General features: G+C 70.1%; 22 protein-coding genes and 4 pseudogenes. 15 read left to right on the plus strand and 11 right to left on the minus strand.

Annotated features, from left to right (window positions below; all coding sequences use genetic code 11):
- The first annotated feature begins 52 nt into the window (after positions 1-52).
- The gene (locus tag ABZ793_RS18500) at positions 53-688 is read left to right on the plus strand and encodes a dihydrofolate reductase family protein (protein ID WP_357458543.1); all 636 of its coding nucleotides are present in this window, start codon (positions 53-55) and stop codon (positions 686-688) included.
- Here the strand turns inward: ABZ793_RS18500 and ABZ793_RS18505 are convergent.
- The 5 genes and pseudogenes from ABZ793_RS18505 to ABZ793_RS18525 form a co-directional block, all read right to left on the minus strand.
- Positions 654-1985: a helix-turn-helix domain-containing protein gene (locus ABZ793_RS18505; protein ID WP_357458546.1), complete on the minus strand. Its 1332-nt coding sequence runs from the start codon at positions 1983-1985 to the stop codon at positions 654-656. The two genes, ABZ793_RS18500 and ABZ793_RS18505, sit on opposite strands and share 35 nt — an antisense overlap.
- A 424-nt stretch (positions 1986-2409) precedes the next feature.
- Complete coding sequence (locus ABZ793_RS18510) at positions 2410-3093, minus strand: TMEM175 family protein (RefSeq protein ID WP_357458549.1); 684 nt, start codon at positions 3091-3093, stop codon at positions 2410-2412.
- 15 nt (positions 3094-3108) lie between these two features.
- On the minus strand, positions 3109-3477 hold the full coding sequence (locus tag ABZ793_RS18515) for a HEAT repeat domain-containing protein (protein WP_357458552.1): 369 nt from the start codon (positions 3475-3477) through the stop codon (positions 3109-3111).
- Positions 3461-4246: a VOC family protein gene (locus ABZ793_RS18520; protein ID WP_357458555.1), complete on the minus strand. Its 786-nt coding sequence runs from the start codon at positions 4244-4246 to the stop codon at positions 3461-3463. Before ABZ793_RS18520 ends, ABZ793_RS18515 begins: the two co-directional genes overlap by 17 nt.
- A 75-nt stretch (positions 4247-4321) precedes the next feature.
- Positions 4322-4980 (minus strand): annotated as a pseudogene (locus ABZ793_RS18525) (VOC family protein).
- A 575-nt stretch (positions 4981-5555) separates the two neighbouring features.
- On the opposite strand from ABZ793_RS18525, the gene ABZ793_RS18530 reads away from it, so the two are divergent.
- Positions 5556-6245 (plus strand): DUF1062 domain-containing protein, encoded by a 690-nt coding sequence (locus tag ABZ793_RS18530; protein ID WP_357458557.1) that lies wholly within the window; start codon positions 5556-5558, stop codon positions 6243-6245.
- 97 nt (positions 6246-6342) lie between these two features.
- Here ABZ793_RS18530 and ABZ793_RS18535 read toward each other — a convergent pair whose 3' ends face one another.
- A complete protein-coding gene (locus ABZ793_RS18535; RefSeq protein WP_357458559.1) occupies positions 6343-7473 on the minus strand; it encodes an FAD-dependent monooxygenase in 1131 nt (376 codons plus the stop codon).
- A gap of 24 nt (positions 7474-7497) precedes the next feature.
- Here ABZ793_RS18535 and ABZ793_RS18540 point away from each other — a divergent pair, with 24 nt between their 5' ends.
- From ABZ793_RS18540 to ABZ793_RS18560, 5 genes and pseudogenes are all read left to right on the plus strand, one after another.
- The gene (locus ABZ793_RS18540) at positions 7498-8223 is read left to right on the plus strand and encodes a TetR/AcrR family transcriptional regulator (RefSeq protein WP_357458561.1); all 726 of its coding nucleotides are present in this window, start codon (positions 7498-7500) and stop codon (positions 8221-8223) included.
- A 448-nt stretch (positions 8224-8671) separates the two neighbouring features.
- Positions 8672-8809, plus strand: a pseudogene (locus ABZ793_RS18545) (RNA polymerase subunit sigma-24); the annotation flags it as partial.
- 215 nt (positions 8810-9024) lie between these two features.
- Positions 9025-9729, plus strand: coding sequence for a DivIVA domain-containing protein (locus ABZ793_RS18550; RefSeq protein WP_357458563.1), 705 nt, complete (start codon positions 9025-9027; stop codon positions 9727-9729).
- A gap of 210 nt (positions 9730-9939) precedes the next feature.
- The gene (locus tag ABZ793_RS18555; RefSeq protein WP_357458566.1) at positions 9940-10698 is read left to right on the plus strand and encodes a DivIVA domain-containing protein; all 759 of its coding nucleotides are present in this window, start codon (positions 9940-9942) and stop codon (positions 10696-10698) included.
- Between the two features lie 1074 nt (positions 10699-11772).
- Positions 11773-12153 carry a VOC family protein gene (locus ABZ793_RS18560; protein WP_357458568.1) on the plus strand — a complete coding sequence of 127 codons (381 nt, stop codon included), beginning with the start codon at positions 11773-11775 and terminating at the stop codon, positions 12151-12153.
- A gap of 415 nt (positions 12154-12568) precedes the next feature.
- Here ABZ793_RS18560 and ABZ793_RS18565 read toward each other — a convergent pair whose 3' ends face one another.
- From ABZ793_RS18565 to ABZ793_RS18580, 4 genes are all read right to left on the minus strand, one after another.
- Entirely contained in the window at positions 12569-13168 is a 600-nt protein-coding gene (locus ABZ793_RS18565) for a class I SAM-dependent methyltransferase (protein WP_357458570.1), read from the minus strand.
- An 85-nt stretch (positions 13169-13253) separates the two neighbouring features.
- Positions 13254-14204 carry a M56 family metallopeptidase gene (locus ABZ793_RS18570; RefSeq protein ID WP_357458573.1) on the minus strand — a complete coding sequence of 317 codons (951 nt, stop codon included), beginning with the start codon at positions 14202-14204 and terminating at the stop codon, positions 13254-13256.
- Entirely contained in the window at positions 14201-14542 is a 342-nt protein-coding gene (locus ABZ793_RS18575; protein ID WP_357458576.1) for a BlaI/MecI/CopY family transcriptional regulator, read from the minus strand. The genes ABZ793_RS18570 and ABZ793_RS18575 overlap by 4 nt, the downstream gene beginning before the upstream one ends.
- 47 nt (positions 14543-14589) lie before the next feature.
- Complete coding sequence (locus ABZ793_RS18580) at positions 14590-15051, minus strand: hypothetical protein (protein WP_357458579.1); 462 nt, start codon at positions 15049-15051, stop codon at positions 14590-14592.
- 366 nt (positions 15052-15417) lie between these two features.
- On the opposite strand from ABZ793_RS18580, the pseudogene ABZ793_RS18585 reads away from it, so the two are divergent.
- The 4 genes and pseudogenes from ABZ793_RS18585 (at position 15418) to ABZ793_RS18600 (ending at position 19076) form a co-directional block, all read left to right on the plus strand.
- Positions 15418-15848 (plus strand): annotated as a pseudogene (locus ABZ793_RS18585) (DsbA family protein).
- Positions 15845-16705, plus strand: coding sequence for a cytochrome c biogenesis CcdA family protein (locus tag ABZ793_RS18590; protein WP_357458581.1), 861 nt, complete (start codon positions 15845-15847; stop codon positions 16703-16705). Before ABZ793_RS18585 ends, ABZ793_RS18590 begins: the two are co-directional and overlap by 4 nt.
- A 311-nt stretch (positions 16706-17016) precedes the next feature.
- Positions 17017-18300, plus strand: coding sequence for a VWA domain-containing protein (locus ABZ793_RS18595; protein WP_357458584.1), 1284 nt, complete (start codon positions 17017-17019; stop codon positions 18298-18300).
- A complete protein-coding gene (locus tag ABZ793_RS18600) occupies positions 18300-19076 on the plus strand; it encodes a peptidase (protein WP_357458587.1) in 777 nt (258 codons plus the stop codon). The genes ABZ793_RS18595 and ABZ793_RS18600 overlap by 1 nt, the downstream gene beginning before the upstream one ends.
- 103 nt (positions 19077-19179) lie before the next feature.
- On the opposite strand, the gene ABZ793_RS18605 is transcribed toward ABZ793_RS18600, so the two are convergent.
- The gene (locus ABZ793_RS18605) at positions 19180-19887 is read right to left on the minus strand and encodes a VOC family protein (protein WP_357458590.1); all 708 of its coding nucleotides are present in this window, start codon (positions 19885-19887) and stop codon (positions 19180-19182) included.
- A 119-nt stretch (positions 19888-20006) separates the two neighbouring features.
- On the opposite strand from ABZ793_RS18605, the gene ABZ793_RS18610 reads away from it, so the two are divergent.
- The 4 genes and pseudogenes from ABZ793_RS18610 to ABZ793_RS18625 all read left to right on the plus strand — a co-directional run bounded on the left by ABZ793_RS18610 (position 20007) and on the right by ABZ793_RS18625 (position 23959).
- Entirely contained in the window at positions 20007-20675 is a 669-nt protein-coding gene (locus tag ABZ793_RS18610) for a hypothetical protein (protein WP_357458592.1), read from the plus strand.
- Positions 20676-20733: 58 nt separating this feature from the next.
- Positions 20734-20970, plus strand: a pseudogene (locus tag ABZ793_RS18615) (DUF5996 family protein); the annotation flags it as partial.
- Between the two features lie 77 nt (positions 20971-21047).
- Positions 21048-21899 (plus strand): NmrA/HSCARG family protein, encoded by an 852-nt coding sequence (locus tag ABZ793_RS18620; RefSeq protein WP_357458595.1) that lies wholly within the window; start codon positions 21048-21050, stop codon positions 21897-21899.
- Positions 21900-22414: 515 nt separating this feature from the next.
- Entirely contained in the window at positions 22415-23959 is a 1545-nt protein-coding gene (locus ABZ793_RS18625) for a hypothetical protein (protein WP_357458597.1), read from the plus strand.
- Positions 23960-24008 lie beyond the last annotated feature (49 nt).

The raw sequence follows: 24008 nt of genomic DNA on the forward strand, positions 1-24008 counted from the left end.
CGATGTGGCGCGGTCGGTCAAGTCGTTGGCGCGCACGTCCAAGACTCGACCGGTGTCGGCGAGCAAACTTGTGCCGTCACCCCGCTACACGCGCCAACTGTCTCGGAGGACCGTTATGGGTAAGCTCGTCGTCTCGATGTTCACGACACTGGACGGCGTCATCGAGCGACCGGATCGCTGGGCGTTCCAGTTCGCAAGTGCCGACTCGATGGAGCAGGGCCTGCGCCAGTTACACGACGCCGAGGCGTTGCTGCTCGGCCGCGTCACGTACGAAGGGTTCGCCGCGTCCTGGCCGAACATGACCGACGAAGCGGGCTACGCCGACAAGATGAACACGATGCCCAAGTACGTGGTGTCCACCACCCTGGACGAGCCGACCTGGAACAACACGACGGTCATCGCCGACGACCCGGCCGCCCGGATCGGGAAGGTGAAGACCGACCTGAACGGGGATCTGCTCGTCTTCGGCAGCAACGCGCTCGTCACCCGGCTGCTGCCACACGGGTTGATTGACGAGATCCGCCTGGTGACCTACCCGGTCGTGATCGGGGACGGCACGCGCCTGTTCGCCGACGGTGACGGGATGGCGTCGTTCCGGCTGCTGGATACCACCACCTTCCAGTCCGGCGTCGTGGTGCTGACCTACGCACCGGTCAACGAGCAGGACGCGGCTGCGGCATCGGCCTGAACGACGTCGCCGGCGCAGCGAATGCGTCACCACGTTCGGAGCCGGCCGGCTTGGCCCGGGGCGGCGGAGCGTCACCCACGTGTACGGATGATCCGGCGGCACGAACGCCTTCGACCGCCTGTGTGTGGCGTCCTGCCGCCGGCTCCGGGCCGACTACCTGCTGGCTCCGATGCCCGCATGGACGCGAACCACCCGCAGGCCGACGGTCCGGTAGTGGTCGACGGGCACCTTCCTCAGTCGACGCGTCCACCGAACCGCTGTTCGGCCGCGCGGCGGCGCGAGGAGCGCACCTGCCGGTTGCCGGTGCGGCAGCGCGCACCGCGCCGAGAGTTTGACTGGCGGCGACAGGATTGAGCGACATGCGCCGGTAGTCGCTGGGTGGCACACCGAAGGCGGCCCGGAACAGCCGGCTGAAGTGCGCAGCGTCGGATAGACCCCACCGGGCCGCGACGGCGCCGACCGCCACGCCGCTCTGTGCCGGATCGGCGAGGTCCTTGCGGCAACGGTCGAGGCGCCGCTGGCGGATCCAGGCACCGACCGAGGTCTGCTCCGGAGCGAACAACCGGTGCAGTTGGCGCAGCGAGACGTGGTGTGCTGCGGCGATCACCGCGGGCGTGAGGTCGCTGTTCCCCAGGTGCTGCTCGATGAAGGCCTTCACCCGGAACAGCAGTGCCTGCTGTGACGACTCGACCGGGTCGGGGTACCCGGTGTACTCGGCGAGCGCGGTGCCCAGCAGGTCTAGCAGGATCGGTGCCAGCCGTGCCGCGGTGGCCGGATCGTACTGGCCGATTTCCCGGGCGACGCGACCCAGCATCGGGGCGAGCAGTCCGCCGACCCCGGTTGCGGGCACCGCTATCGCGGTGAGCCCGGCAACCATGCCAGGCCGGACCGGGAGCAGCCCGCGCGGAAACCCGAACACCGCCAGCTCCACCGCGTCGGTGTAGACCAGATCGTACGGGCGGCTGAAGTCGTAGACGCCGAACGTATCGGGGGCGAGGACCGTCTCCCGGCCGTCCTGGGTCAGGCGCGGGTGGCCGCTGATCGGCAGTACCACACGGTAGAGGTCCGCGTCACCCTTGCGAATCAGGCCGGGCGTTCGGTGGACACCATGGGGCGTGCTGGTACGGACATTCGCCACGCCCACGTCGCCCAGCTGGCCGGTCGTGATTTCACCGTGCAACGGCACATCCGGGTCGATCCGCATGTCCAGCGGGCCGAGGGTGTCGCAGACGATGGACCGCCACCGTTCGCGCCGCTCGGCTGCCGGTGTGTCCGCGGTTCTGACGACCGTGAGCACTGATGGACCTCCCTGACTCGTGCCGCAACGGTAGCGGCCGGCGGACGAGGTTCGGCGTCGCAGCGACCACGATCGTCAGCGGGTGTCGCCCGGCTCGGCACAGGTCCGGTCGGTCATGGACTTGGTTTCGACCAGCAGTTCTCACCCTCCCCGGAACGGGCACGGTTCCACCTGACCTATCAAAGGCTGCGAATGGGCGTAGCCCCTGACCAGGACTCTTCGGTAGGACCGAACGGTTTTGCTCGATGCGGCACACGGACCGAACCATCGTCGTGGTTGGACCCTGCAGCATCGCCACCGCGGTGAGTCTCGATGCCGCCAGATGAATACAGGAAACACCGGTGACACTGTTCAGAATCGTACGGGTATGCGCCGTTCACGGCGATTGACCACGGAAACAGCGCTTGGTTGATGATCTTCTTGTCTAGTCGGGGGTCTCCTGCTGGCGGACCACCCGGTCGATGCGGCGGTCGGGTACGACCCACATGATCGCCACGACGACGAAACACGCCAGGGCTAGCCCAACTCCGACATGTCCGCTCCTGTCGATCAGCAGAGCGCTGAGGATCCCCGCGACGTAGAACACGGGCGAGGCCTTGCCCTTGACGTCAGTGCCGATGGCCCGCCTCAGCACCGACGCCGGTCCCTGCTGCCGAATGATCACCGTCTGGAGCACGGAATAAGCGATGGCCGCGCTGAGCAGGTTCAGACCGTAGATGACGACTGGGATCGGCTCGAACCTTGAGTCGTCGACCCAGGCCGTCGTTAACGGGAACAGCGACAGGCAGAACAGTAGCGCCAGGTTCGCCCACAGTACTCCGCCACTGACCTGCCGTACCAGATGGAACATATGGTGGTGGTTGTTCCAGTAAATGCCGACATAGACGAAGGTGAGGAGATACGTCAGCAGCCCGACGCCGGTCGTGCGGGCAAGGTCAGAGAGGTCGTGACCTGCCGGGACTTTGAGCTCCAGCACCATGATCGTGATGATGATGGCCAGGACGCCATCACTGAACGCCTCCAGCCGGTTGGTCGGCACCGCACCACCTCCTTCTTCCTCAGCCACGCGGCCGTGCACCGCGACCTGGTAGGGGACAAGCACAATCACGGCAGGCCCAGGAGGCTAGAGCGACCGACTCGGAAGCCGAGCCTGCACTGGTCGACCTGGCCACCAACATGTCAAGCCCGAGCCCGACGATCCCACTACCGGCGCAGACTCGGCCGTTAACTGAGCCGAAAGATCAAGTGACGTTGGAGTACCAAGTGGTGGCGAGGCGAGTGCCTGCCTGCGCAAAGCTTGACGATGCCGATCCGGGGCCGCTTCGTTGCTGCCGAGTCGCCCACGTGCATACGCGGCCATGGACCGTGTCCGCGGTGCCCGATCGGCGGCGAGAGTGACGAGTGGGGCGACGGCGTCAACCCGGCCGGTGTAGCCGAGCCTGCTCGCCGCCGACACCCGCGCCTGATCGTCCAGGTCACGCAACGCCAGCACCGGCGCGTGGTGTAGTTCCGATGATCGAGAAGAGCGCCCCCTGTGGATCGGTGAGCACCGCGAACCGGCCGCGCGTCAGGTCCGTCGGCTGGACGGCGAGCGTCGCGCCCGTCCGTAGCGCCTCGGCGACGACCCTGTCGGTGTCGGTGACCGCGAAGTAGAGCATCCAGTGGGACGGAAGGTCACCCCAGTCGTCGCCGATCATGGGCATCATCCCGGCGACGGGACGACCGTCCAGCTGCCAGGTGGTGTAGGTGATCGGGCCCATCGGTTGGTCGTCCGCCGTCCAGCCGAACACCGATCCGTAGAACTCCTTCGCCCGGTCCGACTCCCGCGTGGTCAGCTCGGGCCAGGTCAGCGAGCCGGGTACGTCGAACACCTCGGCCCCCGGCATGCCGAGCGACTGCCACACCCCGAACGGCGCCCCGGCCGGGTCGGCGAAGAGCGCCGTCCGCCGGGAGCCGGGGACGTCGAAGGGCTCGGCCAGGATCCGGCCGCCGGCGGCCGTCACCCGCTGGCAGGCCCCCTCGGCGTCGTCGGTCGCCAGGTAGGGCATCCAGGCAGGCGGCCGTTGCGGGCCGGCCCCCAGCCCGGCACCGGCCACCGGTTTGCCCTGCTGGTGGAAGACGAGGTGACCGTCAGCCGCGGGTTGCCGGTCCGCCTCGGCGACGGCCCAGCCGAACAAGGGCGCGTAGAAGCGCGCCGCGCCGGAGAGGTCGGTGGTGACCAGGTCGACCCAGGCGGGTGCCCCCGGTGGAATATCTGTCATGACTTCGGCTTCGCTTCCTCTGCTCGGGCAACTATCGGCGGGATGGCGGCGGGCGGGCCCGACAGCCGACGGCAGTCAGCCGGCACCGGTGCGGGCGAGGGCGATGACGTTGAAGAGGGCGCCCTGCGGGTCGCGGAGGCCGGCGTAGCGGCCGGCCAGGATGTCCCGAGGGGGGACCAGGATGGGGCCACCCAGCTCGCCGGCGCGGGCGGCCGGCGTGTCCGTGTCGACCATGGAGAAGTACGCCGACCAGTAGGCGGACGAGTCTTCCGAGAGGTCGTCGCCGAGCGGCGGCATCATCCCCGCCACGATCTGCGCGCCGAGCCGTCAGCCGGTGTAGGTGATCGTTCCCATCGGCTGGTCGTCCGGGTGCCAGCCGGAGACCAGGTCGTAGAAGACCGCCGCGCCGGCCGGGTCGGCGAAGACCGCCATCCGCCCCCGGTCGAAGACCTCGAACGGGGGCACGACCATCTGTCCTCCGGCCCGCTCGACCCGGCCGGCCACTCGGTCTGCGTCGTCGGTCGCGACGTGCGTCGACGTGATCGGCACCTGGTCCGGGACGGCCGGCAGGCCGGCCCCGGCCACCGCCCTGCCACCGAGGAGGAAGACGCCTCGGGATCCGGCGTGATCGGCCCGGTCCAGCCGAACAGCTCCGGGGAGAAGCGCCGCGCGTCGGCGAGATCCGGGGTGGCCAGGTCGGCCCAGCAGGGCGTGCCCGGCGGGACGGTGCTCACGTCGACCCCTCTCGACTGGGGGCGGCCACCGCCGGCACGCCCTGCCGGCATCGTGGCACCGTTCGCGCGTCGTACGGGGCGGATCGGGCGAATTGTCGGCTGAACCGTCGTCCGGATCTGCCGACGATGCCAGCGCCGCCGTGACGACGACAGATGTCCGGGCTCATGGCTTTCGAGGCGGCTGTTCCTATCCTCTCTGTTCACCAGTCCGTCGCGGCAGGTAGGCGTCGTCCTCGCGAGGCTGCCGAAGGACAGGGCGAAGGCCAGCGGGAGGAACAAGTCCCACCGGGAGCGGACGGAATACGGCAGAAAGGGGCCGCGGGAGCGATCGGCGCGTGGTCGACGCTGCGCTCGCCGACCCCGCCCTCGGTGCGCCGCACCAGGACAAAATGGGTGGCCTCGCCAGCCCGTCCCGCCCTACCTTGTAACTGGATCTTCTTCTCCGACCCATTCACGAGAGGACCTTACCCCGCGTGACGCCGCCTGCTCTTTAGACCTGACACCATCCCTGCGCATCGGTCGCCGACGTCGCCGTCGGCTCTTTCCCATGCCCTCCGTCGGCTCTTAGAGAGATCATGTCTACGCGTCCTCATATCGTTTTGTCCTGGACCGTTCGGCGCACGTGCCTCCCCCTGCTCGGGTTCCGCTGCGTCCACTGCCATTCCGGCTTTGCCAGCACCGGCGACGGGAGGGTCCGCGTCAATGCCAACGGCAAACTCCTCGACATCTGGCTTCTGGTCGCCTGCGTTTCCTGCGACCGCACCAGCAAATTCACCGTTCACGATCGCGTCCCGGTCCGGTACCTGGATCCGATCTTTCTTCGGGGCTACCCCGGCATCTTCTCCGCCCTCGTTGCCCGCGTCCTTCTCGACCCGCTGATCGCCCGGCGCAACCGGTTCGCCCTGACGTGGGACTCATGCTGGGAACTGCTCGCCCCGACCTCTCCCGAGAGCCCCTGGCCCGTCCAGGTTTCGGCCACCACTGACGACCCCGTGCCCCTTCGCCCCGAACGGCTCATCGCCAAAGGGGCTGGGCATCAGCCGCGGGGAGATCGCTCGCCGCGTCAAGATCGGCGTTCGGCTGAACCGCAGAACTCGCAGGGACTTCTCGGTCGTCCTGCTATGAGCCGCCGCCGTGGGCCTGAGCCAGGGCGAGAGGCACGGTGGCCGTGCCCCGGACTGCATCACGCAGCGGTCCACGCGCGGTCGCGCACGACCCGGCGCGAACGGAGTTCAGGGCCGGCCCGATACTGGCGACGATGGTGAATGCCCGGGTGCACAAATCCGGACGTGCCGGTGAGCGGACGTCCGATCTTCCAGGGCAGGAGCGTCTGTTAGGGCGAGGCCGGCTGCGTTGCGCGTGTCAATCTGCGGGTGCCGGCTCGGTGGGCCGTGGCGTGAAGAAGCGGACGATGTCGTCGGCCGCGGTGGGGGACAGCATCATTGCTTGGACTCGTGCGGACATTTCGGCGATCGGGCGGGTTCTGGTGAACATCGACTCCTCGTACGTCTGGATCGCCGAGTCGGGGTCGGCGGGGGTGGTGGCGAGTTCGGCGGCGAGTTCGGCGGCGTCGAGCATGGCTTGGTTGGCGCCCTCGCCGACCGGCGGCATGAGGTGGGCGGCGTCACCGATGAGCGTGATGCCCGGTTGGTGGGCCCAACGTGTACCGGTGGGCATCGCCTCGATCCTGCGTGGGGTCGGTGGGCTGTCGCCGGCTTCGATGAGTGCGGTGAGGCTGGGGTCCCAGCCATCGAACATGTCCAGCAGAGCGCGCTTGCTGCGGTAGGTGTCCAGGTGGCGATCGTCCGCGGGCAGGGAGATGCCGACTCGGATGCTGTCGTCGCCGAGGCGTTGTGCTGCCAGGATCTGGTTCACGCCGATGCACCAGAGGTTTCCGGGGCCGACCAGCTCGGCGAGAGCCGGGTGGCGCCGGTCGACGTCGCTGATGCTGAGCTCGACCAGAGTGGCCACGGAGGACAGTGTGGCGTCGGTCAGCAGCGACCGGACGACCGAGCGTGCGCCGTCCGCGCCGATGAGGACGTCGCAGTCGGCACTGTGACCGCCATCGAACGTCAGCCCGAAGCCTCCGTCGGGTCGTGGCGTCGCCGCGACGAGCCGGTGCTGCCAGGCCACCGCGTCGCCGGGGAGCGAGTCGAGCAGAAGATCACGCAGTGCGCTGCGGTCGATCTCGGGGCGTCCGGAGAACGAGCCGGGTTGTGGCTTGTGGTGCACGAGGGTGCGTCCGGCCGGGTCGAGGATGCGATGTTCCTCGCCCTCCGGCCGTGCCTCGGACCGGAATCGGCCGGCGAGGCCCGCCGCGGCCAGGGCCCGTTGCCCGGACTCCGGGTGCAGGTCGAGTGATCCGCCCTGTGATCGCGCGGATCGGCTTGCCTCGCGTTCGTACACCACCGCGTCGATGCCGTGCCGGTGCAGGATTCGGGCCAGCGCCAGGCCGCCGAGGCCGCCACCGGCGATCGCAATTCGCATCATCATCTCCGTTACCGTACGCTGTATCTTATGGATACGCCGTACGGTAGCGCGCCGCTGCCCGTCTGGGAGCGGCCCGAGCCTCAGCCGCGGGCGGCGCCGGTGCCGCTGAGCCGCGCGAAGATCGCCGCCACGGCTATCCGGATCGCCGACGCACACGGCCTCGAGGGGCTGTCGGTACGCAAGATCGCCAAAGAGCTCGGTGTCGGTCCGATGCGGCTCTACGACTACGTGATCAACAGATCCGAACTTCTCGACCTGATGGTCGACGCCGTGTATGCCCGGATCGCCGAGGCTGGCCAGCACTCCGAGTGGCGCGCCACGGTACTGGCCATCGTTCACCGGACCCGCGATGCCGCTCTTGATCATGAGTGGTTCGTCGACCTGCTCGGCGCAAGGCCACACTTAGGACCTCACGCGCTCGCCGTGGGCGAATCGACCGCGGCGGCGCTCAGCCAGGCTCCTGGCGTGCGCGGTATCGACGATCTCCAGCGGGCCGTGGGCGCCCTCAACGCGTTCATCGTCGGAGCGCTCCGCAGGGAGATCACCGAGCGACGCACCGCCCGTTCAACCGGCACCGACATGTCCGCTTGGCAGGCCGCCCTCGGGCCCTACCTGACACGCATGCTCGAAACAGGCCGCTACCCCACCGTCGCCCGGCTCGTCATCGACGGCGCCCACCTCAACGCCGAGGAAACCTTCCACCACAACCTGATCACCATCCTGGACGGCATCACCAGCCATCCCCACACGTGACCTACCGCTCGCAGGCCAGTGCCGGCTGAATACACCGCGATCGGACATCCGGATCTGCCGCTCCTAACGGCCTACTGATCTTCAAAGCCAGATCGAGTTCGCGGTACGGTGCCGCCTGGCGGAGGCCGCCGACCGCGTGACCGTGCCGGCGATCGAGGAGGGCCGCTGCGTGGGCACGGCATTGATCGGGCGCCGGTTGTCCGTTGAGGAGCTGACCACGCGCCGACCCGACGATGGTCGACGCGCTGCTGTTCGGCGACCTCGACGTGATGGGGGCGAGATGCCCGAGCCTGACCTGGACCTGGACCTGAACACGTCGTGGCACGGCATCCACCATCTGATCATCGGCACCGCTTGGTAGATCGGTGCGGGCGCCGGCGCGGCGATCTCAGCGGCGTCGAAATCGGACAGGACGGTGGCTACGGTCGGCCCGGCTGCTCGACCAGGACACGGTCACGAGCGCGACGGCGACCTGGCCACGGCGGCACGCCTGTAGGCCAAGACGGCCCAAAACGCCCCCAACACCGCCGAGCGTGACCACCCGACGCGCCAGGCCGCCCGGCTCAACGCCCGCCGCTGTCCCTGAAGGAGGCAGGGCTGGACGCCGACACCGACAATGGCTCGGACGCCGCCGTCGACCCGCGGTTGGAGACACGGAGGCCGACCACCGCTGCTATAGGATGCGCGTAGGCTCTCGCGTTCGTTGCGCATCCGGCGGTGACGGGCTGCTACATCCGCCGCACGGTAGCCGGTCCCTGACTCGACGGCGATGTCGCTCAGCGACCGATCCAAGGAGTTCCGATGCCTCTGACGCCGGCCGACATTCACAACGTGGCCTTCAAGAAGCCCTCGCTCGGCAAGCGGGGATACGACGAGGAAGAGGTGGATGCCTTCCTCGACGAGGTCGAACGTGAGATCCAACGGCTTGCGGACGACAACAGTGCCCTGCGGGTGCAGGTGGAGACCGGCGCCGGCGGCCACGGCCGGCTGGGCCTGGAGTTGCAGCAGCTGCACGCGCAGTTGGACCGGCTGCAACGAGAGCGGGTGATCGCCGAGCAGGCCGCGCAGGACGCGCAGCGACAGTTGGAGTCGGCGCGCGCTCAGGCCAGGGAGGATGCACCTGATGACGAGGGCAGAAGCCTGCCGGTGCTCATGATGGCGCAACGCACCGCCGACGATTATTTGAGCAAGGCGCGTGCGGAAGCCGATGAACTGCTGGCGGAGACCCGAGCGACAATCGAGCGAATGGTTCAGGAAGCGCAGGCCGAGGCACGGGAGACGGAGATGCAGGCCGTTGGCCGCCACAAGGAGGCCATTGAGGGCCTCGACGTCAAGCTGGCGGAGGCACAGCGGCACATCATCACTCTCAATCATTTTGCACAGGACTACCGCCAGCGCCTCCAAGAGCATCTGTCGAGCCTGATGAACGACGTGGGTGGTGGCGGCAGCAGGGACAACGACCGCGGTGTCGTCGAGCTGCCGGCCCAGGTCAGGCCCGAGATCTGAGGCACCGTCACGACCACGGGTGGTTGTTCCGGCCGGTCCGCCAGCTGACGGCGGCGGGCAGGGGCGTGGGTCGTCCGCTCCGATGTAGCTCTGTGCGAGCGTCACTCGTAACGACGACGACATTGTCTATGCGCCGCCATCCGTCTGCGCCGGCCGGGGTAGTCTGTCCGGCGCGACGCCGTGACCGCGGGCAAACTCCAGGGAGCCAAGATGCCACTAACTCCGGCCGATATCCACAACGTCGCGTTCAAGAAGCCCCCGATCGGCAAGAGGGGCTATGACGAGGAGGAAGTCGACGCCTTCCTCGACGGAATCGAACGTGAAATCATCCGGCTGATCGAGGAAAACGAATCACTGCGTCGGAGGGTCGTGCAGGGCCCGCCGAGCCACGAGGCCGATGGGCTCGGCGCAGCCGGCTACGCCGAGCTGTCAGAACTGCGGTCGAGGCTCCAGCGGGTGATCAGTGAAAAGGCGGACACCGAACGGGTCCGCGACCTGCTCCACGCCGACCTCGAGCGCGCCCGCGCACAGGCCGGAGCGCGCGCCGAAGGGGGCGCGCAGGACGGCCAGGTGGCCCGCGTGCTGGAAATGGCGCAGCAGACCGCGGATGGCCACATCGAGGACGCTAGACGCGAGGCGGACCGGCTGATCGGCAGCGCCCTGGGCGAGGCGCAGTCGCTGGTGGAGGAGGCCCAGGCGACCGCCGGAAAGGCGGAGGAGGCGGCCCTCCAGCGCTACCACGATGCCATCCTCTCGTTGGAGAACGAGCGCGACGCTCTACAGCGGAGGATCGAAGAGCTCACTGGCTTCGGGCGCGACTACCAGGAACGCCTGCGATTCGAGGTGACGCGCCGGATGGACAACATGAAGGAAATCCCCAAAGCCGGTCCGGTCCCGGCGTTCGATGAGGACGCCTGGCTCCGCTACCGGCGTCCGGGTCGGCAGAACGTCAGTGGCGACGTCCGCTGACACGCCGGTGCTGCTCGGTTCTCCGGTGATGCCCGTGGCCGTGGTGGGATCCGGGTTCGGCCGCGGCGGAGCGTAGGTCGCCGAATTCGCCGACGATGGCGATGACCTGCCTCCCACCGAGCCCGGGCACGCCATGTCGATCGCGATCGCCCACCCTCTACGCGCCCGGACGAGCCGATCAGTGGCTGGCTCTGCCGGGTGTTCCCGATCAGCGCCCGCACCTGAGCCGGCGGTGGACAGCGGGCGCCCCGCATCGCGGACCGGCCTGGCCTCAAGGGGCGGGGCGCTCGTCGGATCCTGGCGTCGCTGGTCGTGCCTGCTTCCACCTGCCGGTTTCACCGAGCTGGCACGAGCCGGCGTCGACCTGTGACGACCGGGCGGAGGCCGCCGCCCTGGGCCGAGCGTCCCGGGTCGGGGCGGCGCAACGGGGGTGGTGTCGGTGGAGCACCCGGCCTGCTGGGCCCGGTCCAGCAGGCCGTCTTGCCGGAGGTAGAGGATCTTCGGCCGTGGAGAGGTGTTGACGCGGCTGCTCGTGTAGCCGTGGCAGCAGCGATAACCGGGACGGCCGTGGACCCAGTGGGGTCCAAGAGGCGGTCGCAGACGCCGCAGGAGACCAGGCCGGCCAGAAGCTTCGTTCCAGCGCTGGATCTCCTGGCGTCAGGCCGACGCGGACGACGCCGATACTGCCGGCAAGCCGGCGTGCGCCTTGACCCCCCCACCGGGTAGCCGAGCCGCTCGGCCGCGGCTTGAGCGTCGTCCACGGTGCTGACCGGAACCGACTCGGGCTGCGGCACTCCAGCGGTACGCGGGTCGCCCGCTTGCACGTCGCCTAGAGGCAAGACTGACAGCCGACATCTCGGCTATCAACCCAGCCGAGAGCGGTAGGCCCGGGTAGATCTGGCACCATCGCACGCCCTCTCGCCGGACGGCCGGGTCAGGAGGTAGATCACCGGTACCTGGCGGGCGTACCTGGCACGCGGCGAGCCCCAGCGCGGTCACGATGACGGCGAAGTGGGACAAAGTGGAAGTCTGTCGGCCTGGTGATGACTACGCTGGCGTAGGAGGTGAGCCATCATGTTGACAGACGCATCGGTGCAGGCGGCCATTCCCGCGAACGACATGGAGCGGGCCAAGCGTTTCTATCGCGACACCCTGGGCCTGACCATGTCGCAGGAAGCCGAGGACGCCGTCCATTTCGAGTCCGGCGGAACGCGTTTCTTCATCTATCCCACATCGAACGCCGGGCAGGCGCCCCACACGTTGGCAGCCTGGCTGGTCGCCGACCTCGACGCCGAGATGGCGGACCTCCGGAGGCGCGGCGTGACGTTCGAGGAGTACGATCTCCCTGGCCTCAAGACAGTCAACGGCGTCGCAGAGTTTCCGACGATGCGCGGCGCCTGGTTCAAGGACAGCGAAGGCAACATCCTCGGCGTGAGCCAGCCCCGCAAAGGTTGATCCCCGTAGTTGCCATCCATGTAGGTGCGGTCACCGCTGGCAGACGCTGATGGCGGAGCGGCCAGGGAGCGAAGCCCATCACTTGAACTCAAGGGCAGGCACGGCCGCCCAAACCCCATTTGCATTCCAGTCGATCGCCAGGAACCGGCCCAGCGGCACCATCGATCTGATGTTCTGGTTGGCAATGCCCACTCCGACCGCCGGCGAATTTCCGCAGTTCCCGCTGGCTGCTACGGGATTACGGCATGAGCACCTATGGTGAGCATGGGTGCGGTGAACTGTGTCAGATCCTCCCCGAACACGAGCCGTATCAGCGGCACCAGATCTGATGCGGGGCCTGGAGCAGTTGTTCGATCCGTGCGAGCTGATGAATCCGGAAAGGGCGCTGCCGGGGTGAACTGCCTGTAGGCAGCGGTCACGGGCGGGTCGCGGCCACCACGGTGTCCAGGGCGTCGACCGTCTCATCCCGCACCCGGACCGGACGCCGGGCCGTCTCGGCCCGGCTGATCTGCATGCCGGGCAGTTCGGCGACCACCATCTCTGGCGTCGGCAACACCGCCGGATCCTGCGGGCCGCCGGTGCCGGCGGTGAGGTTGGCCAGGTCGTGGGCGACGAGGACGAACGACCCGCCGTGGCGTACGGCGGTGGCGGCGTGCCGCAGGACGGTGGCCAGGTCGGGGCGGGGCAGGTGCAGGTAGGCGATGAGCACCAGATCGTAGGCGTCGGCTTCGGGCCGGTAGGTGGTGACGTCGGCGACCTGCCAGTCGATGTCGACGCCCCGTTCGCGGGCAAGGTCCTGGCCGCGTCGCACGGCCACGGCGGAGAAGTCGACGGCGGTGACCCTCCATCCGCGTTCGGCCAGCCAGACCGCGTTGCGACCTTCGCCCGCGGCCAGGTCGAGCGCCTGGCCCGGCGGCAGGTCGGCGGTCTCCTCGACGACGAACCGGTTCGGCTCGGCGGTCCAGACAAGCTCGGGGGCGTCGGCGTAGCGGGCATCCCAGTCGGCACTGTCCACGTTTCGGCCTACTTTCGGTTTGGCGGCGTCTTCCGGCTTCCAGCATCGGCCGGCAGGTGAGGTGTGAGTTGGTCTTTCCCCAGGCTCAGCCGCGGGCGGAGGTCTGTGAGTGTGAGCAGGTGGTCTCGTGCACGGCGATCCCCGCAGCGGTCGCGGCCGTGACCAGGGGGAACATCAGGAGCAGGGCGACGGCGGAGGCACCGAGCAGACCCCGTGCGGTCGACCTGGGCGGGGCGGGGGTGAGTAGTCGGCGCACCCGGTCCACGGCGGTGCCGCCAGCGCCGAGGGCGTGACCGGGGGTGGTGTCGGCGAGTCGGACGATGGCGGCGGCCACGGTGTGACGGCCGTGCTGCGCGCCGGCCCGGTCGTCGGCGAGGTGCTCGACGAGGCGGCGGATCTCGTCCTCGGCGGTGCGGGCCAGGGGCAGCCCGGGCAGGGCCCGGTGAAAGGCCGCCGCGACGGCCACGAGCAGGTGGTGACGACCGCGTAGATGGGCGCGTTCGTGCCGCAGCACCGCCTCGAGTTGCCGCGGGGTCAACACGTCGAGCGCGCCACGGGTGACGACAACGTGTCCGGGTCTGCCGGGCAGGCAGTAGACCATCGGCGTGGCGTGCTCCACCACGGTGCAACCGCCGGCCGGTCCTGGTCGGGCCACGGGGGGCAGCGCCGCGAGGTGGTGCCGGCGCCACCGTCGTGCCGCGTGGAGGGTGGCAACCGCGCTGATCGCGAGGCGGGCGGCGAGTACGGCGGTGGCGGCCAGGGCGAGCGCGGCGAGCGTCTCGTTGGGAGCGCCGAGACGGGCCAGCGCGCGGGCGCAGGCCTCGACGACGCCGTCGAGGCCGGCGGCGAGCGCGGCTGGCGGCACGGCGACGAGCAGACCGGCGCTCAGCACGGCTCCGGTTGCCGACGCCAGGGCGCCGAGCCACAGGCCGACTGCGACCCGTGGGGCGGCCCGACTCCAGGACCGGGCGGCGATGGCACGTGGCGCAGCCACGGCGACGGCAACTGCCCAGACGAGCAGGAGGAGACTGATCATGTCGACTCCTGCCGGTCGTGCAGGATGGCGCGCAGCAGGGCCGCCTCCTCGGGGCTCATGGTGTCGACGAACCGGGCGAGGGCGGCGTGCTGGTCGCTGGCGGAGGAGAGCGCGTCGGCCATCACCTGGCTGATGTGTTCCTCTCGGCCGATGCGGGGCCGGTAGCGGTAGGCGCGGCCGACGAGGTCCCGCTCCGCCCAACCCTTGCGGTGAAGATTGTCCAGGACCGTCATCACCGTCGTGTAGGCCAGGCCCTTGTCGGCGAGCGAGTCGACCATCTGCCGGACCGTGAGCGGAGCATCCGCTGCCCAGAGCCGGTTCATCACCTCGGACTCCAAGGGGCCGAGGGAGCGTTCCGCACCGCGGTCACGGCGCCCGGGCCTGGTCACCGCTCGACCCTTCCGCCCGACGCGGGCACCGGGCACTGCCGTTCACCGAGCAGCCGCCGCCGCAGCGCCCAGCCGAGCAGGCCGATCGAGGCGGCGGCCAGTAGCGGTTGGGCCGGCGCGAACCAGGTCATCGCGCCGCTGGTGCCGAGCGCGAGCAGTACCAGCTTGTTGCAGACCGGGCAGCCCACCGCCAGCAGTGACAGCACACCGCCCACCGCGCCCACCCGTTGCTCCGCCCTGGGGGACCGCGTGGCGCCCGCAGGCCGGACGTAGGTGGCCAGCAGCAGGCCCGAGAGCGTCGCCGTGACGACCAGGACCGGCCAGGCCCACCAGGGCACCGGAACGCTGCGGCCGAACAGGGGCGTGTCGAGCAGGTCGGTCGGCACGGCGATCACCACCGCGGTGACGACGCCACCGACCACCGCGGCGGCCAGCCGGCGCGGCGTCCAGCTCCGCATGGTGCTCCTCCTCACCTTCGTACGAACCATCATAGTACTAGGGTGGATAGTACTAAGACGCATAGTAGAAGTGTCCAGGGAGCCGCCATGAAGCCCTCCGCCCGTTCCGCTCCGCGTCGGCCCGCACGCCGCGCAAGTGGGCCGCACGCCATCCGGCGCACCGCCGGATGGCTCGGTCCGGTGCTGGTCATCGCCGTGGTCGCCGTGCTGATCGTGCTCGGCCGGCCGTCCTCCGACGTAAACCCGGCCGCGCCCGGCGGACAGGCGGCAGGCCCCGGGGAAGACCGGGCGAACCCATTCGCCGGGCTGGCTCGACGGACACCGGGAGACCCGGTGGCACTGGGTGAGCCGGACGCGCCCGTCGTGATGCTGGAATACTCCGACTTCCAGTGCCCGTTCTGCCGACGGCACGCCCGGCAGGTCGAACCCCGGCTGATCCGCGAATACGTCAGTCCCGGGACGCCGCAGCCGCCGCCCGCGCCGCCGGCGCCCAAGGCAAGTTCTGGGAGTACCACCACGCGCTGTACGCCGAGGAACGGCGGGTCAACAGCGGGGCCCTGGACGACGAGGCGCTGCGCGCCGCCGCCCGCGAGCTCGGGCTGGACCTGGCGCGCTTCGACGCCGACCGTGCCTCCGCGGTCACCACAGCCGCAATCGACCGCGACGAGCAGGAGGCCACGTCGATGGGCATCACCGGCACGCCCGCGTTCATCGTCGGCGGCACCCCAATCATCGGCGCCCAGCCGTTCGAGGCGTTCAAGCAGGCCATCGACAAGGAGCTGGAGCTGGCGCGATGACCGACGTCGGCTACCTGGCCGCGCTGCTCGGCGGGACGCTCGCCTTGCTGAGCCCGTGCAGCGCGATGCTGTTGCCGTCGTTCTTCGCGTACGCGTTCGGCAGCCCCGGCCGCCTCGTGGCGCGCACCGGCGTGTTCTACCTCGGGCTCGCCGCTGTCCTGGTGCCCCTCGGCGTCGGTTCCTCCGCCATCGCGGGCGTGTTCTTCCGCCACCGCGACACCCTGATCCTGGTCGCCGGCTGGACGATCATCGCGTTGGGTGTCGTACAGCTGGCCGGACGCGGTTTCGCCTTCGGCCCCGCGCAGCGCTGGCTGGGCCGGCTGACCGGAGACTCCCCGGCTTCGGTGTTCGCCCTCGGCGGGGTCTCCGGGCTCGCCGGTTTCTGCTCCGGGCCGATCCTCGGCGCGATCCTCACGGTCGCCGCCACATCCGGTCAGCCCGCTTCCGGTGGGGCGCTGCTCGCCGTCTACGCCCTCGGCATGACCGCGCCGTTGCTGCTGCTCGCCTTGGTCTGGGACCGGTGGCGCATCGGGCAGCGGCGGTGGCTACGGGGCTGGGGCCTGACGGTGGGCAGGTTCCAGGTACACAGCACCTCCCTCGTCTCCGGGCTGCTGTTCATCGCGCTCGGCGCGTTGTTCCTGGCCTTCGACGGCACCGCCGGCCTGGCCGGCGGCCTGGGCCTGACCGACGTCGAGGGCGCGGCACAGGAGTGGGTGACCAGCACCCTCGGGTCCGTGCCGGACGAGGCGATACTGCTGCTCGTCGCCGCCGCCGCGCTAGCCGTCCTGCTCCGCCGACGGCGGAACGTCTCGGACCAGGCCGCCCGGCAGGAGACCCCGACGAGGCTCCGCTCGTGACGTGCGGGAGCTTCCGGGTCGATCCCTCGCACTGAAGTCCGCAAGGTCTCAGCGACCTCGTGCGGTACGGGCGGGTGGACGACCTGGCGGGAGATGACCCACTGTGGGGGCAGTGGTCCAGCGTTGGATCTCGCGGTGACGGGTGGTGCTGCGTCGGGTTCGATGTCGTCGTGGTCGGTGTGCTGCCGGTTCCAGACCTGCCGGCCGGTGCAGCGGGGGTTGGCCGGGATCGCCGCGACGGGCCCGGTGGGCGCTTCCCCCGGCGTCGGCCTTCGTGACCATCCACAGTGGATATGGCCTACACTCCGCCGGTGATCAACAAGAGACGATCGGCGGCCGTCCTCATCGGACTGCTGGCGGCGACCGTGATGACCGGTCCGGCGCCAGCCCTCGCGGACGAGGAGACACCGGTCGAACCGCCGAAGGTCGAGCTGGTGCTCGACGTCAGCGGCTCGATGCGGGCCAAGGACATCGACGGCCGTAGCCGGATCTCCGTCGCCCAGCAGGCCTTCAACGAGGTGGTCGATGCGCTGCCCGAGGAGACCCAGCTCGGTATCCGAGTGCTCGGCGCGACCTACCGGGGCAAGGACAAGAAGCTGGGCTGCCTGGACACCCAGCAGATCGTGCCGGTCGGCCCGGTCGATCGGGCGCAGGCCAAGGCCGCGGTGGCGACCCTGCGGCCGACCGGGTTCACCCCGGTCGGGTTGGCTCTGCGCTCGGCCGCCCAGGACCTCGGCACCGGCACGACCGCCCGGCGGATCGTGCTGATCACCGACGGCGAGGACACCTGCGCCCCGCCGGACCCCTGCGAGGTTGCCCGGGAGCTAGCCGCTCAGGGCACGAAGTTGGTGGTCGACACGCTCGGGCTGGCCCCGGACGAGAAGGTGCGTCGGCAGCTGCTCTGCATCGCCGGCGCCACCGGCGGCACGTACACCGCCGCACAGAGCGCCGACGAGCTGACCAGCCGGATCAAGCAGCTGGTCGACCGGGCGAAGGACACCTACACGGCGGCCCCGGCCGTGGTCGCCGGGAAATCGGCGTGCGACGATGCGCCGCTGCTCGGCTCCGGCGTTTACAGCGACCGGGAGGCGTTCTCGGAACATCGTTGGTACCGGGTGCCGGTCCGCCCCGGGCAGGAGCTGCGGGTCTCGGTCAGCATGGCGTTGGACCGCCCGGTGAACCGCGACTACGGAGTGCTGCTGCGGGCCACGGCCACCGACGGCCGGGAACTGGTCCGCGGGGTGGACGCAGGCAGCGGTCGCACCGACGTGGTCTCCGCCGGCCTGCGCTGGTCAGCGAGCGAGAAGCAGGCGGACGGGGTGCCACCGACGCAGGACGCCACGACCGCCGTCCCGGCCACCACGGTCTGCCTGGTCGTCAGCAACGCCTTCGCGCCCCGGCCGGGCACCCAGGCGACGCCCGGAATGCCGGTCGAGCTGACCGTGGACGTGGTCGCGTCCTCGCCCGCCCCGGCCGCCCCCGACCTCGGTCGGGGCTGGATGCTGCTGGTGCTGCTGACCGTGGCCGGCCTGCTCACCGGACTGGTCACCGGCCTTCTCACCCGCTGGTGGGTGGCCACCTGGAGGGAGAACTGATGATTACCCGGACGATCCGGAGCGGAGCGGCGCTGGCCGCCGCCGGCCTGGCCCTGCTGGCCGTCCCCGCCCCGGTCCAGGCCGCGCCCACACCCTCGCCGGGCGCCACCCCGGTCACCCGGGCGGGGACCTCGTTTCTGACCGCCGCCAGCATCGCCGGCGGACAGCCGGTCCGGGTCGCCGCCTCCACCGGCGACTACCTGTACTGGTCATTCCCGGCCGCGGCCGGTGAACGGCACGAGATCACCGCGACCGTGTCGTTCCCGAAGTCGCGCAGCGGCGCGTCGACCTGGACGATGGAGGTCTTCGACGGGCTACGGCGACGCCAGTCGTGCACGGCCGGCGCGCAGGCCCCCACCGTCGCGGCCTCTGCCGGCAGCGTGTCGCTCGGTTGCACCCTGCGACAGGTACGGACCTGGTCCGAACCCTGGTCAGCCGACCCGCTGCCCGGGACGTACTACGTCCGGCTGTCGGTGGCCGAGCTGCCGGAGGCCGACCTCGGGCTCCCGATCGACGTGGAACTGCTGGTCAGCGCGGACCGGCAAGACTCCCGCGACGACGGCGAGCTCAAGGCGCCGCTGGTGCCGCCCACACAGGCCGGCACGATACTCAACGCCGAACCGGCGGCACAACCGGCCGAGGAGGACGAGAGCGGGTACCTCGACTGGGTGTCCGGCCTCGGCTCGCGTTGGATCTGGAGCACGGTGGGCGGCGTACTCGCCGCCGTAGCCGGCGTCGCTGGCTTCGCTCTCACCCGCCGTCCCCGCCGGCCGTGACCGGCGCCGGTGGCCGCTCCCGGTACGGGGGAGCGGCCACCGGCCGGCGTAGGAGAGGAACTGAGGGCTCGCGGAGCAGTGCGCCGAGGAGGCCGCGCTGTGGTCAGTTTCCTCGCACGCAGAACTCGTTGCCGTCGGGATCGGCCAGCACGACGGTGCCGTCCGCACCGACCTCGAGCCGGGTGGCCCCGAGGGAGACCAGCCGGTCGACTTCCGCCTGCTGGTCTCCGCCGGCCGGGGCGAGGTCGAAGCGCTGCTGGTTCCTTGCCTCTTTCGGGGCCACGGGTGGGCCTCCCCACGCGACTTTCGTGCCGCCGTGCGGTGACTGGATCGCGGTCTCCTGGTCCTGGTTCCACACCAGCGGCCAGCCCAGCGCCTTGCTCCAGAAGAGGCCGACCTCCCGGGTGCCGTCGCAGGCGAGTTCCCCGAGCAGGCCGCACCCGGCGAGGAAGGCGTTGCCCGGCTCGATCACGCAGAACTCGTTGCCCTCGGGGTCGGCCAGGACGATGTGCCCCTCCTCGGGGCGCTGCCCGACGTCGAGGTGGCTTCCGCCGAGCCTCAGCGCAGTGGCCACCGTGTGCTGCTGGTCGTCGCGGCTGGCGCTGGTCAGGTGGAGGTGCATGCGGCGGTTCGGCCCCACCTGCTCTGCGCGGCTCGGGACGAACCCGAGGCTGAGTTGGCCGTCCTCGCCGGGCAGGAGCGCGCCACCGGCGTCCTCGACGACCTGGCGGCCGAGCATGCCGGCCCAGAACTGCGCCAGGCCGGCCGCGTTGTGCGCGTCATAGGTCACCGTCAGCAGTCGCGAGATCATCGCCTCACAGTAGGCAGCGGCCAGCAGGGCAACAAGGTGATTTATCCGGGCCGGCGTATCGCGAGTGGTGCAGGCGCGTGCCGTCTCAACGGGAGCGTCGAGCGGTTACGGTGTACCAGATGATCACTCCCGCGCAGACGACGAGCCGGCTGAACAAGGACATCGGCGCCGTTGTGCGGCCGCTGGGCTTCCAGGGTACTCGCGGGACATGGTCGGTCGTCACGACCGACGGCGTCGCACAGGTCAATGTCGGACGGAGTGTGATGCGCAGCGTCGGCGGCGGCACGATCTTCGTCAACGTGGGCATCGGTGTGGTGCCGGTTGCCTGGTGGGAGTACCTGAACTGGCGTGCCGCCCGCTGGGGCCAGCCTCCGGTTCTGTTGGACAGGAACGCTACGTCCTACCGGATCGGGTTCGTCGAGACCCGCCAATGCCCGGAGGGCAGCTACTACCACCTGCGCCTGGACCCTGGCAGGTACCCGGCGACCGTGACGACGACCGAGGAGTTGGACCGCGCTGCGGCGCTGCTGGTCGGTGCGGCCGACCAGCTCGCCCACACCGCGCTCGACCTGCTCCGGCCGGGCCGTTACCTCGAGGCGCTACGCGGCATATCCGATCTCGGCGGCGCGATGTGGGAGCCGCTGGTGGTGCTGCTCGCCGAGGGCGGCCCGTCGGCCGAGCTCGATGCCGCGATCGAGGACATGCGTGCCGACTACGCCAACCACGGCTTCGGCCCACCCGACATGGAGGTCGAGTACGCCCGCATGCGGGCCGCGGCGGCGGTGTGAGCGGCAGGGTGTGCGAGGAGATCATCTAGTGCGGTGACCCAGGTGCGTTCCCGAACCGGCCATCAACTCCTACACCGCGCCCGAGCCTGACGGTCTCACCGGGGAACCGCTGCGACCCGCGCAGGCACGCTGGGTCGAAAACCGGGGTGGACACCTCGCGCTGCTGACGTACGACGACGCCCGCGCCGCCGACCCGCGCGCGACGGTCCTCACCTTCCTGCCGAGCGCCTACCAAGCCGGCGCCGACCGTGCCGGCTGGGAACGGCCACCGCGAACGTTCGCGAGGATGGGATGACGTCCGAGGCGGGAGGATACGGTGGAGCGCGGCGACGACCGGTCGCCGCGCTCGCTCGCTGAGAAGAGGTGACTTCGATGGCCGATGCGCCGATCTTGGTGCTCGGGGCGACCGGCGGTCAGGGCAGTGCCGTTGTCGAGGCGTTGTTGGGCCGCGGGGCCCGGGTGCGGGCGCTGGTGCGCGACCCGAAGCGGGCGGCGGCTCGCCGGCTGGCCGACCGGGGCGTCGAGGTGGTCGCGGGTTCGCTGGATGATCCCAGCTCGCTGGCCACGGCGATGGCGGGCGCGGGGTCCACCTTCGCGCTCACGACTCCGTTCGAGGCGGGCGTGGATGCCGAAGTGACCCAGGGGCGGGCGATCTTGGCAGCCGCCGGCGAAGCGCGGGTGCCGCACCTGGTGTTCAGCTCGGTGGCCGGCGCCGATCAGGGAAGCGGTGTGCCCCACTTCGACAGCAAGGCGCGCATCGAAACCGAGCTGGCTGCTGGTGACGTCCCCTACACGATCTTGGGGCCGACGTACTTTTTCGACAACGCGCTCGGCGGGGCGGACCGCATTCGCAGTGGGGTGCTCGATCTGCCGCTGCCGGCGGATCGGCCGCTGCAGCAGCTTGCCCGCACCGACCACGGGGTCTTCGCCGCGCAGGTGCTTCTCGACCCCGCCCCCTATGTCGGGCGACGCATCGAGCTGGCCGGCGATGCCCCCACCCCCGCCCAGATGGCGGCCGCACTGGGCGCGGCGCTGGGACGGGAAGTGCGCCATGAGAGGGTGCCGCTGGCCGAGATCGGCGATCCGGACATGCACGCGATGTGGGCGTTCTTGAACGGGCCGGGCTACCAGGTCGACATCGCCGCGCTGCATGCCGCCCACCCGGAGGTTGGTTGGACCAGCTTCGCCGATTGGGCCCATCGCACGTTTGGATCTGTTTCGTGAGCATTCCCGGCTAACGACCTCGTGCGCAGTTGCGAGCCCCTCGGGCATCGATGATCGCCGCGAATCATGGTGGTGCTTCGATCGTGATGAATCGTCGGATGACAGGGTTGCCTCGGCAGGTGATTGAGGGCCGGTCGCTGAACTGGCGCCGCGATGGCAGGTTCGTCACCGTGACCGGCTCGTAGCACGGGTTCGGGTGCGGGCGCTGCCGGCGGAGCGTGGCTGCCGGATACAGGCGCGTGGGGCTACGCATTCTCGCCGACCGGTCCCCGTGACGCGTCGGCCTTCCTTTGCGGTCATGGTGCGGATCGTCGCGGTCGCGTCAGCCCGGGGTCGTGCGCTTCGCCCGGTCGAGAGGCGGGCACGGCTGGCTGGAGTCATGGACGCGAAACCACTCGGCTCGTCACGGTCGACGATGCGCATCCGCTGATCGTCGTCGCGCCGCTCTGACGGCACCAAGGCGTCTTGACGTCCTCAATACGATCAGGGCTCGTCCTATCAGTAGGAGGGTGTCGATGCGTCGGGCGCTGCGGACGGGTACGCCGATCTTCCTGCTCATCCTCCTCGGCGCGGTCGGCTGGTACGCCTCGTACGCCACCACCGTCCTCGTATGGGAGCTGCGCAAACTCGTGCCCTGGCTGGTGGCGCCGGCCCTGCTGGCCCTGCTCGCCGGGGCGCCGGCCCTGGTGCGACTGCTCACCCACCGGCTCCGCGGGCGCACGACCACGCCCGAGTTGACCAGGGGGACCATCGTCCTCGGTTGGCTGGGCGCCGCCGTCGGACTGGCCCTTGGGGCGTGCTGGCTGGTCTACGGCGAATACCTCCAGGATCGGGCGTACGGGAGCACCATGCGGGTGGTGAGCGATCCGGTCCCGGAGCTGGCCGCACGTGCGCCGTACCTGGTCGGCGAGGCACAGGCCGCGCCCAACCTGGGCGACGTCACCGGCGAGATCACCGACGTCAGCTACCTGCCCGACTCCGACCGGTTCTCCGTCCTGGTCGAGCGGCGCGGCTGGTTGGCCGGTTACGAGGTCGGTCTGATGCAGGAGGTACCGCTCGGCGGCAACAGCCGGGCGCAGCAGCGGTGCCAGTTCGACGTGTCAGCCGCCGACGCGCGGATCGGCGGCTGGTTCAGCCACAACCTGGGCCGGAAGATCTCCGCCGAACGGCGCTGGGCCCGGTTCTCCGCCGACGACGCGTACGTCTACTGCGAGGGCGACAACCCGATCGTGGTGGTGCCGCTGAAACGGCAGACCGGAATCCTGGTGGTGACCGAACGGCCGGCCGGTGTGGCGCGGTACGACGGCCGAACCGGAAAGGTCACGATCACTGACGACACGACGAAGGTGCCCGGACCGTCCTACCCGATCAGCCTGGCCGCCCGGCAGCGGGAGGGCACCACCGCCGTCGGCGGTTTCGCCGACTGGTGGTTCGAGCGCAGCGGCTGGGACGCCTCCGAGGACGGCGCCAACGAGGGCAACGAGTCGGAGTTCACCCTCCGCTACCGCGACGGCAGTGGACGCAGCGCGTACGTCACCCCGCTCACCCCACAGGGCGAGGCCAGTTCGGTGGTGGCGGTGTCGACCGTGCCGACCCGGCACGCCGGCCGCGGTCTCGCCCCGCTGACCGTGCACCGGCTCAGCCCGACCTGGTCGTCGCCTCAGGCGATCGTCGCCCTGATCAAGGCGGAGTACCGGGACGTCTGCTGCTGGAACGACGACCAGGTGTTCGAGGTGGTGCCGACCGGCGGCAGCACGTGGACCGCCACACTCGGCAGTGAGCAGAGCATCCGGTACCGGGTGGAGGGCCGGGGTCAGATCAACGGCCGGGAGGCAACCTGCCTGAAGAACGCCGACGGCACCCTCGTCCGGTGCGCGTACGCCGCCCCCGGCTCGCCTGAGGAGCAGGAGCTGCAACGCCGGGAGCAGCAGAAGCAACGGGAGCAGGCGGCGAACGGCGGCACGGACCCGGGCGACCTGACGAAGTACACCGACGAGCGGTTGGCCGAGCTGCACCGGCGGGTCGCCGAGGAGGTCGCCCGCCGCCTCAAGGAGCGGTAGTCGGTGATTGGTCCACTGCGCAGCCGCGCCGCCAGGACCAATGCCACGT

This window comes from Micromonospora sp. NPDC047465 (assembly GCF_040643125.1).
Lineage (GTDB): Bacteria > Actinomycetota > Actinomycetes > Mycobacteriales > Micromonosporaceae > Micromonospora.

Excerpts from the sequence above, each read along its gene's own strand:
- ABZ793_RS18625 (WP_357458597.1), top strand. The coding sequence starts at position 22,415 with ATGCGTCGGGCGCTGCGGACGGGTACGCCGATCTTCCTGCTCATCCTC.
- ABZ793_RS18540 (WP_357458561.1), top strand. The coding sequence starts at position 7,498 with ATGGATACGCCGTACGGTAGCGCGCCGCTGCCCGTCTGGGAGCGGCCC.
- ABZ793_RS18610 (WP_357458592.1), top strand. The coding sequence starts at position 20,007 with ATGATCACTCCCGCGCAGACGACGAGCCGGCTGAACAAGGACATCGGC.
- ABZ793_RS18560 (WP_357458568.1), top strand. The coding sequence starts at position 11,773 with ATGTTGACAGACGCATCGGTGCAGGCGGCCATTCCCGCGAACGACATG.
- ABZ793_RS18580 (WP_357458579.1), bottom strand. The coding sequence starts at position 15,051 with ATGCGGAGCTGGACGCCGCGCCGGCTGGCCGCCGCGGTGGTCGGTGGC.
- ABZ793_RS18570 (WP_357458573.1), bottom strand. The coding sequence starts at position 14,204 with ATGATCAGTCTCCTCCTGCTCGTCTGGGCAGTTGCCGTCGCCGTGGCT.
- ABZ793_RS18620 (WP_357458595.1), top strand. The coding sequence starts at position 21,048 with ATGGCCGATGCGCCGATCTTGGTGCTCGGGGCGACCGGCGGTCAGGGC.
- ABZ793_RS18520 (WP_357458555.1), bottom strand. The coding sequence starts at position 4,246 with ATGACAGATATTCCACCGGGGGCACCCGCCTGGGTCGACCTGGTCACC.
- ABZ793_RS18535 (WP_357458559.1), bottom strand. The coding sequence starts at position 7,473 with ATGATGATGCGAATTGCGATCGCCGGTGGCGGCCTCGGCGGCCTGGCG.
- ABZ793_RS18530 (WP_357458557.1), top strand. The coding sequence starts at position 5,556 with ATGTCTACGCGTCCTCATATCGTTTTGTCCTGGACCGTTCGGCGCACG.
- ABZ793_RS18605 (WP_357458590.1), bottom strand. The coding sequence starts at position 19,887 with ATGATCTCGCGACTGCTGACGGTGACCTATGACGCGCACAACGCGGCC.
- ABZ793_RS18600 (WP_357458587.1), top strand. The coding sequence starts at position 18,300 with ATGATTACCCGGACGATCCGGAGCGGAGCGGCGCTGGCCGCCGCCGGC.
- ABZ793_RS18555 (WP_357458566.1), top strand. The coding sequence starts at position 9,940 with ATGCCACTAACTCCGGCCGATATCCACAACGTCGCGTTCAAGAAGCCC.
- ABZ793_RS18590 (WP_357458581.1), top strand. The coding sequence starts at position 15,845 with ATGACCGACGTCGGCTACCTGGCCGCGCTGCTCGGCGGGACGCTCGCC.
- ABZ793_RS18550 (WP_357458563.1), top strand. The coding sequence starts at position 9,025 with ATGCCTCTGACGCCGGCCGACATTCACAACGTGGCCTTCAAGAAGCCC.